Source organism: Vibrio sp. Vb1026 (assembly GCF_033338745.1).
Classification (GTDB): Bacteria; Pseudomonadota; Gammaproteobacteria; order Enterobacterales; family Vibrionaceae; genus Vibrio; species Vibrio alginolyticus.
In genome coordinates, this window is sequence record NZ_JAWOTH010000004.1 from 219,532 (window position 1) to 238,015 (window position 18,484).

Annotated in this window: 17 protein-coding genes; 15 read left to right on the forward strand and 2 right to left on the reverse strand. The window is 44.6% G+C overall.

Annotated elements, in window-relative coordinates:
- The first annotated feature begins 90 nt into the window (after positions 1 to 90).
- The 5 genes from R7E47_RS09330 (at position 91) to rplY (ending at position 5,001) form a co-directional block, all read left to right on the forward strand.
- A complete protein-coding gene (locus R7E47_RS09330) occupies positions 91 to 1,842 on the forward strand; it encodes a DEAD/DEAH box helicase (protein WP_021707635.1) in 1,752 nt (583 codons plus the stop codon).
- Positions 1,843 to 1,997: 155 nt separating this feature from the next.
- A complete protein-coding gene (locus R7E47_RS09335) occupies positions 1,998 to 2,363 on the forward strand; it encodes a PepSY domain-containing protein (RefSeq protein ID WP_372008595.1) in 366 nt (121 codons plus the stop codon).
- Between the two features lie 76 nt (positions 2,364 to 2,439).
- The gene (locus R7E47_RS09340; RefSeq protein ID WP_005378073.1) at positions 2,440 to 3,099 is read left to right on the forward strand and encodes a response regulator transcription factor; all 660 of its coding nucleotides are present in this window, start codon (positions 2,440 to 2,442) and stop codon (positions 3,097 to 3,099) included.
- The gene (locus tag R7E47_RS09345) at positions 3,089 to 4,438 is read left to right on the forward strand and encodes an ATP-binding protein (protein WP_137281869.1); all 1,350 of its coding nucleotides are present in this window, start codon (positions 3,089 to 3,091) and stop codon (positions 4,436 to 4,438) included. The genes R7E47_RS09340 and R7E47_RS09345 overlap by 11 nt, the downstream gene beginning before the upstream one ends.
- A gap of 284 nt (positions 4,439 to 4,722) precedes the next feature.
- Positions 4,723 to 5,001: a 50S ribosomal protein L25 gene (gene rplY, locus R7E47_RS09350; protein ID WP_005378066.1), complete on the forward strand. Its 279-nt coding sequence runs from the start codon at positions 4,723 to 4,725 to the stop codon at positions 4,999 to 5,001.
- A 147-nt stretch (positions 5,002 to 5,148) separates the two neighbouring features.
- On the opposite strand, the gene R7E47_RS09355 is transcribed toward rplY, so the two are convergent.
- Positions 5,149 to 5,664, reverse strand: a complete 516-nt coding sequence (locus R7E47_RS09355) for a GNAT family N-acetyltransferase (protein ID WP_017634886.1) — start codon at positions 5,662 to 5,664, stop codon at positions 5,149 to 5,151.
- A 751-nt stretch (positions 5,665 to 6,415) separates the two neighbouring features.
- Between R7E47_RS09355 and ushA the strand changes: the two genes are divergently transcribed.
- Together ushA and R7E47_RS09365 are read left to right on the forward strand one after the other, a co-directional pair.
- A complete protein-coding gene (gene ushA, locus R7E47_RS09360; protein WP_149191904.1) occupies positions 6,416 to 8,104 on the forward strand; it encodes a bifunctional UDP-sugar hydrolase/5'-nucleotidase UshA in 1,689 nt (562 codons plus the stop codon).
- A gap of 415 nt (positions 8,105 to 8,519) precedes the next feature.
- Entirely contained in the window at positions 8,520 to 8,741 is a 222-nt protein-coding gene (locus R7E47_RS09365) for a hypothetical protein (RefSeq protein ID WP_054866539.1), read from the forward strand.
- Positions 8,742 to 8,880: 139 nt separating this feature from the next.
- Here the strand turns inward: R7E47_RS09365 and R7E47_RS09370 are convergent, their stop codons facing one another.
- Positions 8,881 to 9,129, reverse strand: a complete 249-nt coding sequence (locus tag R7E47_RS09370) for a DUF1289 domain-containing protein (RefSeq protein WP_149191906.1) — start codon at positions 9,127 to 9,129, stop codon at positions 8,881 to 8,883.
- A 184-nt stretch (positions 9,130 to 9,313) separates the two neighbouring features.
- Between R7E47_RS09370 and R7E47_RS09375 the strand changes: the two genes are divergently transcribed.
- The 8 genes from R7E47_RS09375 to hcp all read left to right on the forward strand — a co-directional run bounded on the left by R7E47_RS09375 (position 9,314) and on the right by hcp (position 18,463).
- Complete coding sequence (locus tag R7E47_RS09375) at positions 9,314 to 9,760, forward strand: META domain-containing protein (RefSeq protein ID WP_042522007.1); 447 nt, start codon at positions 9,314 to 9,316, stop codon at positions 9,758 to 9,760.
- A 435-nt stretch (positions 9,761 to 10,195) separates the two neighbouring features.
- Positions 10,196 to 11,356 (forward strand): ABC transporter substrate-binding protein, encoded by a 1,161-nt coding sequence (locus R7E47_RS09380; protein WP_042522009.1) that lies wholly within the window; start codon positions 10,196 to 10,198, stop codon positions 11,354 to 11,356.
- Between the two features lie 9 nt (positions 11,357 to 11,365).
- A complete protein-coding gene (locus R7E47_RS09385; protein WP_042522011.1) occupies positions 11,366 to 13,075 on the forward strand; it encodes an ABC transporter permease in 1,710 nt (569 codons plus the stop codon).
- Complete coding sequence (locus R7E47_RS09390) at positions 13,041 to 13,688, forward strand: ATP-binding cassette domain-containing protein (RefSeq protein ID WP_042522013.1); 648 nt, start codon at positions 13,041 to 13,043, stop codon at positions 13,686 to 13,688. Before R7E47_RS09385 ends, R7E47_RS09390 begins: the two co-directional genes overlap by 35 nt.
- Entirely contained in the window at positions 13,681 to 14,292 is a 612-nt protein-coding gene (locus R7E47_RS09395) for a CDP-alcohol phosphatidyltransferase family protein (protein ID WP_042522015.1), read from the forward strand. The genes R7E47_RS09390 and R7E47_RS09395 overlap by 8 nt, the downstream gene beginning before the upstream one ends.
- Positions 14,293 to 14,415: 123 nt before the next feature.
- Positions 14,416 to 14,895 (forward strand): glycine zipper 2TM domain-containing protein, encoded by a 480-nt coding sequence (locus R7E47_RS09400; RefSeq protein WP_005386695.1) that lies wholly within the window; start codon positions 14,416 to 14,418, stop codon positions 14,893 to 14,895.
- Positions 14,896 to 15,097: 202 nt separating this feature from the next.
- Positions 15,098 to 16,627, forward strand: coding sequence for a nitric oxide reductase transcriptional regulator NorR (gene norR / locus R7E47_RS09405; protein WP_042522018.1), 1,530 nt, complete (start codon positions 15,098 to 15,100; stop codon positions 16,625 to 16,627).
- A gap of 174 nt (positions 16,628 to 16,801) precedes the next feature.
- Positions 16,802 to 18,463, forward strand: coding sequence for a hydroxylamine reductase (gene hcp / locus R7E47_RS09410; RefSeq protein ID WP_042522020.1), 1,662 nt, complete (start codon positions 16,802 to 16,804; stop codon positions 18,461 to 18,463).
- Positions 18,464 to 18,484 lie beyond the last annotated feature (21 nt).

Sequence of the window (18,484 nt, forward strand, 5' to 3'; positions counted from 1 at the left end):
TCTAAATCTTGGTTTAAAGGTCACTTGGGTATAAAAGTCAGGTATTATAGCGTTCCTCGTTCGAATAGTTGAGCAATTTCACATATTTTCATGTACACACTTCGTCCTTATCAAGCCGACTCGGTTAAAGCCGTTATTCATTACTTTCGTAAACACTCGACACCAGCAGTGATCGTGCTGCCAACCGGTGCAGGAAAAAGCTTGGTGATCGCAGAACTTGCTCGCCTTGCGAAAGGACGAGTGTTAGTCCTCGCCCACGTAAAAGAACTGGTCGAGCAAAACCACGCGAAGTATGAAGGTTATGGTTTAAAAGGTTCTATCTTCTCAGCAGGATTGGGACGAAAAGAAACTGACCAGCAAGTCGTGTTTGCTTCGGTTCAATCGGTCGTACGTAACTTAGATTCGTTCAAAAACCAGTTTTCTCTGCTCGTTATTGATGAGTGCCATCGTGTGCCAGATGACAAAAACAGCAGCTACCAAAAAGTTATTACTCACTTACGAGAACTGAACCCTGGCATTAAGGTGCTGGGACTAACTGCAACGCCCTATCGTTTAGGAATGGGCTGGATTTATCAGTATCACACCCGAGGTCAAGTGCGAACCGAAGAGCCTCGATTCTTCCGCGATTGTATTTTCGAACTGCCGATCCGTTACTTGCTCGACGAAAACTTCCTCACTCCAGCCCGCATGATGGATGCCCCCGTTTTGTCTTACGACTTCTCTCAGCTGAAGCCCGCTAACACCGGACGCTACAAAGAAGCAGAAATGGACATGGTGATCGATAAAGCCAAACGTGCGACTCCACAAATTGTTGAGCAAATCATGCAATATGCGAAAGAGCGTCAAGGTGTCATGATCTTCGCTGCAACTGTTCGACACGCACAGGAGATACACAGTTTATTGCCAGAAGGCGAAACTGAAATCGTCATTGGTGATACACCTACGCCGGAGCGCGATGCGATCATCCAAGCGTTCAAGAATCGTCAAATAAAATACTTAGTCAATGTTTCGGTACTGACAACCGGGTTTGATGCGCCGCATGTCGATTTAATCGCGATTTTGCGACCAACAGAGTCAGTCAGTCTGTACCAACAGATAGTAGGACGAGGATTACGCTTATCAGACGGAAAATCAGAATGTTTAGTGCTTGATTACGCAGGCAACAGCTACGATTTATACCAACCTGAAGTCGGTGATCCCAAACCAGACTCTGACAGTGAAATTATCACGATTCCTTGCCCGGCTTGCGGATTCAATAACAACTTCTGGGGTAAGTTGGATAGTAACGGTTTCTTGGTTGAACACTTTGGCAGACGTTGCCAAGGTTACTTTGAAGATGAAGACACAGGCGAACGTGAACACTGTGGCTACCGTTTTCGTGCCAAATACTGTGGTGAATGTGGTGCGGACAACGATATTGCTGCACGAATTTGTCATGAGTGTGACGCGACGCTCGTTGACCCAGATAAAAAGCTAAAAGAAGCCCTTAATCTCAAAGATGCATTAATCTTTGAATGCACAGAAATGGACCTATCTGTATTTAAGTCCAGTGATGGTAAATCTCAGCTAAAGGTGACGTATTCTGGTGAACCATACCAAGGCGAAGGCAATGCGTTAGTTCATGAGTTTTGGTCATTGAGTACCAAAAAACAAAAACAAACGTTTAAAGATCAGTTCGTACGCCCCCACTTAGCAGACAAGCATCGCCCTTTTGAAGAGGCTTCACCGACACGCGTTGTCGCTAATCAACATCGTTTCCGTTTGCCTCAGTTTGTTATTGCTAGAAAATCTGGTCGCTTTTGGAAGCTGCGGGATAAGATTTTTGAAGATGAGTTGAAATAACATCGACAACACATGGCAAAACTTAATTAGCTGATTCACTCTCTGTTCATCTATATCCGATATACTGCGGCTAACGCTCCAGAAAAGGTTTGACTATGTATAAAGCAACGACTTCTCTACATTCTGCGTTACTTTTCGGCCTTATCACAACATTCATGTGTGCACCAAGTTTTGCCAAGCATGGCAACGAGTACACATCACAAAATGGCCACGCCATCGTGCAAGATGTCGAAAAGCCAGGAACACGCATCGAATTCGATGAAGATCAAGATGAGGTCTATCGCGCGGTTCAACAAGGATATATACGACCATTTTCGGAACTTTACGCCGCAGTAGAAAACGACCTATACGGCCGCATCATCAAGGTCGAGCTTGAAGAAGATGATGATGCTTGGGTGTATGAATTGAAAATTCTGTACAACAATAGCGTCCTGAAAGTTGAGTACGACGCCGCCACGCTGGAAATGCTTGAGATCAAAGGTCGCAGCTTTAACAAAGCGTTAAAGCCGCAAAACAACTAAACTTGTCTAATGCGTAATCCAGACGCGATGCGTAGCTTACTTCGATAAAAATCCAAACATAATAAGAATCATCAATATGAAAATACTTGTTGTTGAAGATGATCCTCGTTTAGGCGAGCAAATCATCGAAACATTAGAAAGTACCGGCTGGGTACCAGAATTGTCCCAAGATGGCATAGACGCTCTGTATCGCGCGACTTCGGAAGAATGGGACGCCATTGTTCTTGACCTCGGCTTGCCAAAACTGGACGGTCTTACCGTCCTAAAAGGCATCAGAGATGAAAACATTAATACTCCTGTCGTGATTTTAAGCGCTCGCGACACCCTAACGCAGCGAGTTGAAGGCTTAAACGCAGGTGCAGACGATTACCTAACTAAACCATTTGAAATGGTTGAGCTTATCGCTCGTATTCGTGCACAGCTGCGAAGAGCCTCTGGTAATGCCTCTCCTGTGATGCAAATTGGCGACTTGAGCTTGGATACACGCACTTCTAAAGTCATGTGGCAAGGTCAAGCGGTAAGCTTGACGGCGCTAGAGTATAAAGTGGTCGCTTACTTTATGCATAACCCGGAAAAAGTGATTTCTCGAACCGAACTCGTCGAGCACATTTACAAACAAGACTTTGATCGTGACTCCAACACAATCGAAGTTTTTATCGGCCGAATTCGCAAAAAAATCGCACCAAAGATCATCAAAACTGTCCGAGGGTTGGGATACCAATTAAATGCCGAATAGAAACAGGCTACCGTTGAACGCAATAAAACGACTGAGTATCAAAAGTCGCCTCGTTTTAGCGGCGATCGTTTGGTTAACGGCAATGATCCTCGCCGCTGGTGTGACGATACCGACGCAGGTCTACAACTATATGGTTGATGACACTCGCTCACAGCTCAGCATTTTTATGGATGAAGTCGCCGCACAGTTAGAAGTCGATAACACCGGGCATCTTTCACTCGCAGCTCAGCTATCAGACCCTCGATTTAACCGACCTTACAGTGGTTTGTATTGGAGTGCCTCTACAGAGGCAAGCCTCGAACGTTCTCGTTCTTTGTGGGACAAAAAAATCGAATACAAAGGTTTGGATAAAGATGCGTATGGAGCAAGAGGCGAAAAACTAATTACGCTAGAAAAAGCGCTGTATCTTCCTGATTACGATGGTCCTATTCACATTATTATTGGTATTGACGAAGAGCCCATTAAAAATACCCTTCAAACGTTAATCGGCCAACTTTGGCTTATTTTGGGTTTATTATTCGCGGGCGTACTTACCGTCATTTTACTGCAAATTGCTTGGTCATTGAGTCCGCTTACAAAGCTACAAAAAGAATTAGCCGAGCTGAAGTCTGGTAATAAAAAGAGTCTAGAAGAAACCTACCCAAAAGAGATTTCTCCTCTAATCTTCGACCTCAACGCTCTGCTGTTCCATTACCAAGAATTACTAGAGAGAGCTCGCAATCATGCAGGTAACCTATCTCATGCACTTAAAACGCCACTTTCTGTTCTAAAAAATGAAGTTCAGACGTTAGAACCTGAGGCACAATCCCGTCTCCGAGCTCCAATCAATCAAATACAAGACCATATCGATTACCATTTGGGTCGTGCCCGTATGGCCGGTTCGATGAACATATTATCAGTGAAGTCGAACCCAGCAGATCGTGTGGATGCTATCTCAATGGCGTTTGATAAAGTGTATGCGAGCCGAAGCATTACCTTAATTAATGAACTTGATTCAGAGCTGAATGTAGCAGTAGAGCAGACCGATCTCGATGAAATGCTAGGTAACTTGCTAGAAAATTGCTACAAGTGGGCCAACAGCATGATTCGTGTGCACTCCTCTCAGGATAAGGAAAATATACACATCATTATTGAAGATGATGGGCCAGGCATCCCTAAAGAGAAACTGAGTCAAGTAATCAAGAGAGGAGTTAGATTGGATGAAACAACCCCTGGCTCAGGTCTTGGTCTAAACATAGTCAGTGAAATGGCACACAGTTACCGAGGTCAATTAACATTGGATACAAGCGCTTTAGGTGGATTAAAAGCATCTTTAGTCTTACATCTCAGCCGAACATAAAGCATATAACACATAAACTTTGTTTTTCGGACCATGATCAGTAAACCGATGAAAATGAAGTCGATGTGAACAAAATCCAAGCAAAGCGTTAAAAGGGATAGCCTTCCACCCCGCTAAATCATACCTTTTTGTTGATTTGGATACGATTTGGGTTGCCCATTTATAAGTGGAATGATAGTATCCGCGCTCGCTTGAACAGTTCCTGTTTCAAGCTTTACCACGAACAACAAGGTCGCATTGTTGATTGTGAACATTTGATTTTTACTAATTTGAGAGTAAATACTATGAAATTCGAAGCAGTAGTACGTACTGAACTAGGTAAAGGTGCGAGCCGCCGCCTACGTCACGCTGGCAAATTCCCTGCAGTTGTATACGGCGGTGAAGAAGCAGCAGTAGCTATCGTTCTTAACCACGACGACATCGTAAACCAAATGGACAAGCCTGAATTCTACGAAGGCATCGTTCTAGTTATCGATGGCAAAGAAGTTAAAGTTAAGCCACAAGACGTTCAACGTCACGCGTTCAAGCCAAAAGTTGAACACATGGACTTCATCCGCATCTAATTCCCTACCAAGGAATTAATCGGATTAAATCCAAACCTTTTGCATAAAAGATAATCGGACTTACCAACCGAGACATCTAAAAAATTTCAAAACCCCGGAGTCTTACCACCTCCGGGGTTTTACTATATTTGGCATATAACATTTGATTTATGAACGGGCAATATACTTCACTAAAGTGAGATCGGTCAGCGTCATACTCTCAATCACTTCCGACTCTTCCTCTCCAGTACGCACAAAACCACACTTCTTGTAAAAGTTAAGCCCCTGTTGATTAGTATCCAGTGCTTTCAAACTGATCTGCATAACTGACGTAGAGAGCAAACGTGTCTCTAACTCATCTAACAGTGCACTTCCTGCTCCTTGCCCATAATGTAGCGGCGTAACGTAGCAACATGTCACTAATGCCGTTTTATCTTCGCTGGTGTGGTTAGGTAACTCGTAACTTAAAAAGCCAACAATTTCTCCTTGCCTCTCAACTACGATCAATTGGGCCAGTTGCTCCGTCATCACTCGTGCCCACATCCTTTCTCGACGCTCAATCGTAAACTGCTCTATGTAGCTCTTTGGCATTAATCCTTTATACGCCACCTGCCAAGAATCAACGTGTATCTTGGCGATTTGGGCTGCTTCCTTTTTGAGTGCGTCCCTTACTGTGTATCTCATAAGCATCCTTTATTAGCGTTCACCACTTACAAATTCTTTTAACCCTACCCTTTAAACCAAAGCTCAAAGATAACAGCTACAGTCGCAACGCTTTACATTAATCCATTTCATTTTCATTAATTAAATGATAGTTCACATCATAATATTCGAAGAAGAACGATCCATTATTTACTTTTCATTTTGACTCATTAGGTTGAATCTATTTGTTTAAACACTCGAGTGTCAAATGCGGAATAAGCACGATAAGGTATCGGATGAGGATAAATAAACGATGCCTAAAGCATAAGGTTTCTAAACGATCGCAATTATAGTAAAGAGATAAATACAATTTTTGATAGAGTTAGGCAGAATAAAGCCATAATCAAATGAGTTTCAATTCTGTGCTGTTCATTATGCATACAAACCGAGCCCCTCATCATTAGAGCGAAAATTTATAACGATTTGTGTCATACCTATTAGGGAAAACATAAACTTGGCAAAATTATCACCAAAATCAGCGTAATACTTCGCAAAAATGCGCATTGATTCACACAAACAACACACATTCAATTAACTACCTCACAAAAAATAGAGCTAGCGATATAAAATAAATACTAAATACCAATTCTGTTTATTTATAGACGTAGTTTGCAGGCTTATTAATTCATTTCTCCGATAGAAGTATAAATAAGAGATAGATCACTAAAGTTTCACATTAATTCCGTATATTTCACGCCGTAACAATAACAAAATCACAAAGAAAGGATCCCTTATGAAGTTTTCCAAATCTCTTTTGGTAGTGGCAGTGGGCGCTGCGCTAGCAGGATGCGGCTCAGACAGCGACAATTCTCCAGTAACCTGCGAGACTGCAGATTCTTGTACTAAGTTCACCGTTCTCCACACTAACGATAACCATGGTCGCTTTTGGCATAACAGCGACGGCGAATACGGCATGGCTGCGCGTCACACTTTAATCGAATCTATCCGCGCAGAAGTCGAAGCAAAAGGCGGTGAAACCATTCTGCTATCTGGCGGTGATATTAATACCGGTGTACCAGAATCAGACATGCAAGATGCGGTTCCAGACTTCGTAGGGATGAACCTACTTGGTTACGATGCAATGGCTGTCGGTAACCACGAATTTGATAACTCACTAGATATTCTCGATATGCAAGCCGAGCTAGCTGACTTCCCTATGCTGGCTGCGAATATCTATAAAAAAGATACAAACGAGCGTTACTTCGCCCCTTACAAAGTATTTACTATCAACGGCCTTAAGATCGCTGTTATTGGTCTAACAACGCAAGACACTGCGAAGCTAGTCAATCCAGACAACGTATCAAACATCCACTTCGAAGACCCTCAAGTAGAAATCAAAAAGGTACTGAAGGAAATCGAAGAGAACGAAAAGGTAGACCTAGTATTTGCAACGACGCACATGGGTCACTACGAAGATGGTAAAAACGGTAGTGAAGCACCAGGTGACGTGAAACTCGCTCGCTCTCTTGAAGAAGGACAGCTAAACGCGATCATCGGTGGTCACTCGCAAAACCCTGTATGTATGGAACCAGGTACCAATGAGTATGCTGATTTCAAACCTGGGGATGATTGTGCCCCAGACCAACAAAAAGGCACTTGGATTATGCAAGCGCATGAGTGGGGTAAATATGTGGGTCGTGCTGACTTCGAATACTACGACGGCAAGCTTCACTTAGCGAACTACGCACTGATTCCTGTAAACCTTCTAGACGAAAACGATGAAGTTATCGGTGAACGAATTCAACAAGATGCAACAGTAAAAGCGTTACTACTGCCATACCAACAACAAGGTCAAGAGTTATTAGATGAGAAGATTTCTAATACGACGGGTAAGTTAGAAGGTGATCGTAACGTAGTTCGCTCTCAACAAACTAACCTAGGTCACCTACTCGGCGAGGCATACCGTACTTACAAAACGGTAAATGCTGACTTTGGTGTGATGAACTCTGGCGGCGTGCGTGATTCAATCCAAGATGGTGATATCACTTACCGTGACGTACTAACGGTTCAGCCATTTGGTAACTTCGTGACTAAAGCAACTATGACAGGTAAAGAAGTTAAAGAATACCTAGACGTGGTTGCGACGAAATCTGCAGGTTCTGGTGCTTACGCTCAACTAGATAACATCACTTTAGATGTAAATTGTGATGCTGGCTCAGTAACCATTACCGATATTAACAATAAAGGCTTCGATCTAGACGCAACGTACACATTCTCTGTAATCAGCTTCAGTGCTGCTGGTGGCGATAACTATCCAATCATCGATGTTCAATCTACACAGCTAACCGATGCATACGTTTTGCGCGAGTTCTTCGTAAACAACCCACAAATCTCTGCGGATAACTACAACAAGAACTTAGAGAACATCAAGTACTTCAGTAATGGCCAACCAGTAAAAGGTTGTCCTGCAACTGGTAGCTAATACTCAACACCTTACCCCTGGCGCTAAGAGCTTTTACAAGCAATTTCGTCAGGGCTTTCCTTAAAACCGAAGCTTTGTGCTTCGGTTTTTTATTTTCGATAAATTACTGAAAACTCTCCACCTTCACAATATGTTCAAAAATTGTTCATTTGTGTTATTGACGCCCCTGTGTTGGGCTTCTATGTTTGATAAGGTCTTTTAAATATGCAGGTTCATCGGCTAAATTTCGCGAAACATTTTTAATCGCATAGTCAATGATTCTGAGAAAGATGTGAATGGCGTTACAAACACTGCTCTCAAACAATTTGTCTTTGGACTTCAAACGATGGTGATGTGCCTCCACGCGCACACTAATGAGCAGCGATCTGGACGTCAATGTGTTCAAACTGCTGCCATCGAGTTCTGGAGGTCAAAAATGAAACGAGCCAGCAATAGCTACAGACTCCAAATGATCAAAGAAGTAGTTACCCGTAGAGAGCGTGAAGCTTGTACGGATCCTATGGCGAGATACATTCATAAACTGATGGATGAACGCCCAACAAGTAAATTAGATGTTGAATTCAATCATCGATTTTCAGGAAATCACTTCGACGAACAAGCGGGAGGCTGGGTTAGCGACCGTTGGTCGATGAAATAACGCCAATTACCGCTTTATAGGGAAAATGGATAGGAGATTCCCGGTTCTTAAAGGACACCTTGCCGGACCGGGAATATGTAAAAGCCTAATCAGAACCGAAAGCGAAGGCGTAAGTAACCCCACAGACTGAACAAGAACTCTAGAATAAGTCTTGTTGAGGCGATGACTCATCTTGAAGCTGTTCTGGCTTCGTCTTCCCTGGCAACATCTTTCTTCTGTACCTTTGACGACACAACTTAATAACGTGCAACTGCTGAGCGGGGGTTAAGTTAAGCCAATTAAACCTTTCCTCTCTCTTTCTCATACACCCCTTGCAATACCCTTTTTCATCGGAGGTACATACTCCAACACAAGGGCTTGGGACAGTAAAAAACTCCAGTTGCTCCATACTAAAACCGCTCTTTCCATATTAGGGCGTATTGGCCTAGTTTAAATAATGAGAAGATTAGTCAGCAACAAAACTTGCTATATACTTCGCTATGTCAAAAACATACGAAACCATAACCTTATGCTGACAAAAACAGTGTTTTATTACTTATACTTACCGCGTTTATAAAAACGGAGTCTATAAAATGAAGCTTAGCCTAAAAACGTTAGTTACAGCAATCTCTCTCCCTGTTCTTATGACTGCTTGTGCTAGCAACGGTGATGATGTGAAAGAAATAACGGCTCAAGATTTGCAGCACCACAACTGGGAACTTGTTCAAGTTGATGGCAAAAATATCGTTCTAGACGAACACCAAAAAGCGGCTCGCCTAGAAATCGGTGAAAATCTAACCGCAAACGGCAACGCAGGTTGTAACAACTTCTTCGGTCAAGCCGAGCTGAAAAACAACCAACTACGCATCGAAAAAATGGGCATGACCATGAAGATGTGTATGGAAGATCAAATGAAGATCGAAAACGCAATGACACAAACACTATCTAACTGGAGCGATATCACGCTAACTACAGATGGTCTTGTTCTGAAAAGTGCCGATCACGAATTGACGTTTACACTACGTGACTGGGTAAACTAATCCCAACTAAGTAAACCAGATAGTATCTTAAAGCAGCCGAACGGCTGCTTTTTTTATATCGATGAATCGTTAGTCATGCATGCCAAAGTCATTTAAATGGCCAACTTTCTTTCTCTTTTCGCCCTCAATTCCATGCTTTAAACATCAATTTTGCTCTGTAAAACAACCTATTCATATCTCTGGGGACAATAATTTTCAATTACTTGAAAGAATATCCTCAAACAAACGGTCCGCTCCTAAAATGACACCAAATTTGTCCTTTCTTCGTTTTGCTTCACATTGAGAGTAATTCTTTGAATCAATGAGTGATTCCGTTTGGGATTGGCATTGATAATAGAGAGAGATGAATTACTATCCTTGTAACAGAGCGGAACGACTTGCGAAAACGTCAATAGAAACGAAAGCAAGCACCAAAAGACATAACACGGAATAGATATGAAAAAGCTACTCAGCAGCATTGGCATTTTAGCCACGACTTTTGCGACACCTTCTTTTGCCGATTCATCAGTGAATAGCGAATGGCAAAAAATCGAACAACAAGCCGACGGGCAATCCGTCTACTTTCATGCTTGGGGCGGAAGCCAAGAAATTAATCGCTACATACAGTGGGCGAGTAGAGAGCTAAAATCACGTTATAACGTGACGCTAAACCACGTTAAAGTAACTGATATTTCTGAGACCACTACTCGACTTATCGCAGAAAAAGCGGCAGGCAAAAACAGCGGTGGCAGTGTTGATATGGTTTGGATCAATGGCGAAAACTTCAAATCAATGAAGGACAACCAATTGCTATTTGGTCCTTTTGTCGAAGGTTTGCCAAGCTGGCAATATGTGGATAAATCTCTACCAATTGATGTGGACTTCTCCGAGCCAACAGAAGGTCTAGAAGCACCTTGGGGAGTAGGACAATTAGTGTTTATCCATGACGAGCAAACCCTCCATAACCCTCCAAAATCATTCGCAGAAATGCTGAGCTATGCAAAAGCGTTCCCGAATCGCCTGACTTACCCTCGACCACCAGAGTTTCATGGCACAAGCTTTATCAAAGCATTACTCATTGAACTGTCTAACAACGCCCCTGAGCTGCAACAACCAGTTACCGATGACACGTTTGAGCAAGTCACTCAACCGCTGTGGTCTTATCTAGATGAGTTCCATAAAGTCGCTTGGCGCGGTGGTAAGCAGTTTCCAGGCGGTACAGCAGAAACCCTTCAGCTACTAGATGATGGTCAGACTGACCTGGCGATTACCTTTAACCCGAACGCGGTTTTCTCTGCGCAGTCGAGCGGTAATCTTGCAGAGAGCACCAAAGCGTACGCAATGGACGCAGGAGCACTCTCAAATATCCACTTTTTAGCGATTCCTTGGAACGCAAATGCCAGTGCTGGTGCACAAGTTGCGATAAACTTTTTATTGAGCCCTGAAGCACAGTCTCGCAAAGGTAACCTAAACATCTGGGGCGACCCTTCGGTACTAAGCAACCAATACCTAACTGGTTCAGCCAAAAACACTCAACAATTCAAATCTATCGCTGAGCCACATCCAAGTTGGCAAGCGGCGTTAGAAAAAGAATGGTTGAAACGCTACGGGAATTAGTAAGAATCCATGTTAAGAGCGCTGTATTTAGTCATTATCGCAGTTTGTATTTTGCCTACCATTCCGGGACTACTTGGAGTGGTGGTCTCTGCGCTCGGTTATGTACCTCCTATCGGTCTACACCACTTTTCTTTTGATGGCTTCAATGCCGTCTTTGATTGGGAAGGTGTTTGGACATCCATCGGGCTTACTTTCTACTCCGCCATTTTCAGTAGCTACTTGGCTTGCTTCATCACGTTTGCCATTCTACAGGCGTCTTGGGGCAGCAAGTTTTGGCGAAAAATTGAAGTTAGCCTTTCCCCACTTCTCGCTATGCCGCACGTCGCGTTTGCAATTGGCTTTGCGTTCTTGTTTGCCCCAACTGGTATGGGCGTTCGTGTTCTCAACCAACTGTTTGGTTACGACCCGAATGCACAAACGGTGAATGACTTAGCATTGCTGATTAAAGACCCACATGCACTCGGTTTGGTCATCATGCTTGCGATTAAAGAAGTGCCGTTTTTATTGTTGATGAGTATTCCGATCCTTCAGCAATTGAAAGTCGATAAGGTTGAAAAAGTCAGTCACTCGATGGGCTACAGTTCGGCGCAAGCGTGGTGGAAATGCGTGTTCCCACAGTGGATAGCAAAACTGCGCTTTCCAATGCTGGCGGTATTGGCTTACAGTTTGTCCGTTGTCGATGTCGCCCTGATTATTGGCCCCACCAACCCGCCGACGTTTGCGGTTTTGGTATGGCAATGGTTTAACGATCCAGATTTATCGCTCCTACCAAGAGCGGCCGCTGGCGCAGTAATACTGTTTGCGATCGCAAGCCTTTTGATTGGATTTGCACGCTTAATGGAATGGTGTATTACCAAAGGCTTCAAACGCTGGCAGTACTCTGGTCGAAACGGGTTTCGTTTACCCGGTAAAACCCTATTTTCACTGGTCGCGCTACTTGCACTTCTAATGATTCCACTCATGGTGCTGTGGAGCTTTGCCCAACGTTGGCGCTTTCCAGATTTGCTCCCAAGCCGTTACAGCCTGCGTTTTTGGGAATACGAATGGCACAGTATTCTAGGGACTCTAGAACAAAGTATGTCAATCGCCCTAATCAGCGCGACTGTCGCGCTAGTTCTTGCTTTAATAGCACATGAGTATCGTCTCCGTTATCGCTGGCAGGTGCCCGGTTACATCATCGCCATCCCAATGCTGATTCCTCAGCTATCCGTGCTATTCGGTATGCAAGTAGTGACGCTGTACTTAAACAGTAATGCGTATTTCTTTTGGGTATGTTGGGCGCATATATTCTTTGCGTTCCCATTTATTTACCTCTCGCTAGACGGTCCGTGGCGCAGCTTCGATAACGGCTTAACTCGCGCCGCACTCAGCTTGGGTAAATCACCGATGCAAGCTTGGTTAAAAGTGAAACTGCCAATCCTCCTGCCTGCAATTGCATTCGCGTGGGCTGTCGGTATTAGTGTCAGCCTGGCGCAATACCTACCAACATTGGTGCTAGGGGCTGGGCGCATTAGCACCATCACAACCGAAGCCGTTGCACTATCCAGTGGTTTTGACCGACGTGTCACCGCTATTTACGCCATTTGGCAAGCTCTGCTGCCATTCTTGTTCTTTTCTTTTGCGATACTGCTTAGCCACTTGCACAGGAAGTATCGCCGCTTGTCTATAAAAGGTTTACTACTGAATGAGTCTTTGTCTCGAAAACCTCGCCATCCGTAAAACCAATGGCGACGCGCTTTTTTCAGCGTTCAACATGACCGTAGAAAAAGGTGAAATCGTTACCCTGATGGGGCCTAGCGGTTGTGGTAAATCCACTTTGTTGGATGCCATTGCCGGGCACCTATCCGCCGAGTTCAACTACTCTGGATCCATTACGCTTGATAACGAAAAGTTGGATGCCCTCCCTGCCCATAAGCGTCAGGTCGGTATTCTATTCCAAGAAGATTTGCTCTTCCCTCATTTAACGGTGTGGGAGAACCTTGCCTTCGCGCTACCAAACTCAATCAAAGGTGAAGAGCGTAAAGCTCACGCTATGCAAGCACTGAAGAACATTTCATTGACCAAACTAGCAGAGTCCTTTCCTGACCAAATTTCGGGAGGGCAACGTGCCCGTATCTCATTGACTCGTATGCTGCTAGCAAAGCCAAAAGTTGCGCTACTTGATGAGCCCTATAGCAAGCTGGATAAAGACCTGCGCGTGCAATTTCGCAATTGGGTGGTCGAACAATTGCAGCAAGCGAACATCCCTACTTTGATGGTAACGCACGATGAAGACGATATTCCTGATGGCAGCCGCTGCCTAAACTGGCCGTGGGAGACAAATCATGCTTGATAGCCTGAGTATAAAGCTCATCCGCAAACCGCTGGCACTCAGTGCGAAATATCTCGATAAATGTGGTATCACTGCAAATCAGACGACAGTGTTTGGTTTTGTACTTGGCTGTTTTGCCCTGCCGGCTTTGATCACCGAACAGTACTTGTTGGCGTTGCTGTTTATTTTGCTGAACAGAATCTGTGATGGGTTAGACGGTGCACTGGCGAGGATTCAAGGCATTACCGATGCGGGTGGTTTTCTTGATATCAGCTTAGATTTTTTGTTCTATTCGTTGATTCCTTTTGGCTTTGTGCTTGCCAACCCAGAGCACAATGCCGTTGCAGGCGCATTTTTGATTTTTTCCTTCATCGGCACTGGTAGTAGCTTTTTGGCTTTTGCCATCATGGCAGGAAAACAAGGCATCGATAATCCGGTATATAAAAACAAATCGCTTTACTACATGAGCGGCTTAACCGAAGGTACAGAAACCATTGGCTGCTTGGTTTTATTTTGTTTGCTACCGCAACACTTTGCCGTCATCGCGTATATCTTTGGCGCGGCATGCTGGTTTACTACTTTTACACGTATTTATTCCGGGTTTCATACGCTTAACGATCATTAATACTGCTTAGACAATCGCGTTTCCTTAAGGGACAGGCCGCTAAGCCACTGTTTTATAAAGCAACAAAACGCAGGTTAAATTGGGGTATATACTCTTTGAATGAAGAAACCATTCGGAGGCTATATGAAAAAACAGATCAATTTAGGCATGTTGCTCACCATTACTTGTGCGCTCGTGCTTGGTGGCTGTAGCTCACCTAACCCGTACGGAGATGCATACGGCTCATCCGACACTCGCAAAGTTCAGCAGGTTTACTACGGCACAGTAGAAAAAGTAGAACCCGTAACCATTGATGCCTCTACCCAATCCAATGCCATTGGCACCATCGCTGGTGCTGCCGTGGGCGGGATCTTAGGCTCAAAAGTTGGGGGCGGTTCTGGCTCGGATATCGCTGCCATTGGTGGTGGTCTATTGGGTGGCTATGCAGGCAGCAAAGCGGCTGAAGCAACCGCGAAAAGAAATGGCGTGAATCTGACCATTCGTTTAGAGGACGGAAAGATTATCTCTATTGTTCAAGAAGCAAATCCAAACATGATTTTCCAACCAGGCCAAGCGGTCCAAATCAATGTTTCTGGTAATGACGCTAGAGTCGTTCCTCGTTAATTCGGACGAACCAAACCTTTGGCCTGCTTTAATTCAAACACCTAACCCGCGCAAGCTTACATCACTGACTTGTTAACTTGCGCGTTTCTTTTCGTATCAAACTTGATCGTCGTCAATGGAACATCAATCTCCCACACCTTTCGATGTTCAAATGACATCAAGTTGCTAGCATGAGCCCATTCCAGATAACTTTGGGCTTGTTATGACTCCGACTGTTGACCACGTACTCCTTAATATCGCGCTAAACCTCAGCTCAAATCGCTCTCACGAGCAGCAATATCAAAATCTCATTGATGGGGTCGCGCAAGTATTCCCATGTGATGCGAGCTGCCTGTTTATCTTCGATGAGGATGGGTTTCTAACTCCTGTCGCGGTAAAAGGCTTATCCAGCTCGGTCTTAGGTCGTCGCTATTTCCCCAAGGCGCACCCTCGCTTAGATGCCATTATTCATAGCCGTGAACCGGTGCGTTTCGATGCCGATTGTTCACTGCCGGATCCTTTCGACGGCACACTATTAACTGAAGACCAATGCATTGATGTTCACGATTGCATGGGCTTTAGCTTGTATGTCGAAGGCCAACTTGTTGGCGCACTAACTATGGATGCTCTAACGGTGGGCGCGTTTGATGACATTGACCCTGTCGCTATCGAAACCTTTGCGGCTTTGACCGCTGCGACATTGCGTAACATTGCGCAATTAAAAGCACTCAAAGCACAAAACCAGAAGCAAAAAAGCGTCACTCAAACCCTTATCCAGCAAGCCCGTTCTCAACATGGTGAAATGGTGGGTTTGAGTCAGCAGATCAACCAGTTACGAAACAACATTGCGACTGTTGCTCAATCAGATTACGCAGTACTTATCACAGGAGAGACCGGTACTGGTAAAGAACTGGTCGCGCACTCGGTACACGCGCAATCTCATCGTAGCGATAAGCCGATGATTTACGTCAACTGTGCGGCTTTACCAGAAGGTCTGGCTGAGAGTGAACTGTTTGGCCATGTCAAAGGCGCATTTACAGGTGCTAATAGCCACCGTGCCGGTAAGTTTGAACTGGCAGACGGTGGAACGATTTTCCTTGATGAAGTGGGCGAACTGCCTTTGATTTTGCAAGCAAAATTGCTGCGCGTAATTCAGCAAGGCGAGCTGCAACGTGTAGGTAGCGATCAGCATTTGATGGTCAATGTGCGCATCATCGCCGCGACCAATCGACAATTAGAAAAAGAGGTCGAATCTGGCACGTTTCGAGCAGACCTTTTCCACCGTTTGAACGTGTTCCCAATCCAAGTCCCCCCACTGCGTGCCCGTGACGGGGATATTCCCGTTTTAGCAGGATATTTGTTGGAAAAAGTACGCCAACAATTCAATGCACCCAATCTGCACGTTCATCCTAAAGTGTTGACTCAATTGGAATCTTCACCTTGGTACGGAAACGTGCGCGAGCTCGAACATACTTTAACTCGCGCGGCTTTGCACGCCATTCAACAAGGCGCAAGCACGATCATGCTTAACCATTTCGACACCTCATTGGCTCTCGGTGATGTAAAAAACACATCGCATTATTTACCCAAAGAAAGCCAACCAATGCGAGAGCTAATAGAAAGCTATCAACGTGATTTAATTGAACATGCTTTGAGCCAAACTGGTGGCGTTTGGGCAAAAGCAGCGGAGTTTTTACAAATGGATCGCGGGAACTTATATCGGATGGGTAAAAAGCTGGGGATCAATAAATAACCGACCACAAGAAGTCGATGTGATTAAGACATCAACTGCGTTGTCTTAATTACATCAACCACTCTCCTAAATCTGATAAAATTCAATACAAATCAACGAGATAATAATTGGCACACATTCTGCTCTCTAGTGGTCAACATCACGACTATTAAAACAATCACTGGAGAACCCAATATGTTCTGTATTCAATGTGAACAGACAATTCAAACCCCTGCTGTTAAAGGTTGTTCTTTTGCACAAGGTATGTGTGGTAAAACTTCTGAAGTATCTGACCTTCAAGACGTGTTGGTTTACACACTGCAAGGGGTTTCTTTTTGGGCATCAAAAGCACTTGAATTCAACATCATTAACGATGAAATCAACCAATGGGCACCAAAGGCATTTTTCTCTACATTGACGAACGTAAACTTTGACCCTGAACGTGTCCTAGAGCTAACTTCTCAAGCGGCAACGTACAAAGCATTGCTAAAAGAGCAAGTAATGTCTGCTGCAACACTCGCCGATACCGAAGTTGCTGACATCCCTGTTGTTGCTCACTTTGAGCTACCAAATAGCGCAGAAGCAATCTTAGCTTTTGCTCCTCAAGTCGCGGTTAACCGTGGTAAGGACCAAGTACATGAAGATGTTATTGGCCTACGCTTACTTTGCCTATACGGCCTTAAGGGTGCCGCAGCATACATGGAGCACGCACGTGTTCTTGAGCAAACCAACAACGATATCTATGCCGAATACCATGAAATCATGGCGTGGTTGGGTACAGACCCTGAAGATCTTGGTGAACTACTTGATTGCTCAATGCGCATTGGCCTGATGAACTACAAAGTGATGGAAATGCTCGACCAAGGTGAAACAATGACCTTCGGCCATCCAGAACCAACCTCGGTGAACGTCAAGCCAGTAAAAGGCAAATGTATTCTTGTTTCTGGCCATGATTTGCATGACCTAGAAAAAATCCTGCAACAGACTGAAGGCAAAGGCATTAACGTTTATACCAACGGTGAAATGCTGCCTGCACACGGCTACCCTGAGCTGAAGAAATATCCTCATCTTGTCGGCAACTACGGCAGCGCATGGCAAAACCAACAGAAAGAATTCGCAAACTTCCCTGGCGCAATCGTAATGACGTCAAACTGCTTGTTGAATCCAAATGTGGGTCAATACGCAGACCGTTTATTCACTCGTAGTATTGTTGGCTGGCCTGGTGTGGCTCACATCGAAGGCGATGATTTTAGCCAAGTGATTGAATGTGCTCTAGCGCAAGACGGTTTCCAACACGATGAAATCGAACACCACATCACGGTTGGTTTTGGTCGCAATGCACTGATGAACGCCGCCCCTGCGGTTATCGACCAAGTGAAACAAGGCAACATCAAACACTTCTTCCTAGTCGGCGGTTGTGATGGCGATAAAGCGGAACGTAGCTACTACACCGATTTCACGGCTGAAGCGCCAGAAGACACGCTAATCCTGACCTTAGCGTGTGGTAAGTTCCGCTTCAACAAGAATACGTTTGGCGATATCAACGGCATCCCTCGCCTATTGGATGTCGGCCAATGTAACGATGCTTACTCTGCAATCCAGCTTGCACTTGCACTGGCGAAAGAGTTTGACTGTGACATCAATGAACTGCCACTCACGCTTGTGCTTTCTTGGTTCGAGCAAAAAGCGATCGTTATCTTGCTAACGCTATTTGCATTGGGCGTGAAAGGCATTTACACAGGCCCTACTGCACCGGCATTCCTAACGCCAAACCTAATCGCCATCATCCAAGAGAAGTTCGATATGCGCAGTATTGGCAATGTTCAGGATGATCTAAAAGCCATCCTAGCAGCTTAATAAACTTGCTTGTTACGCGCC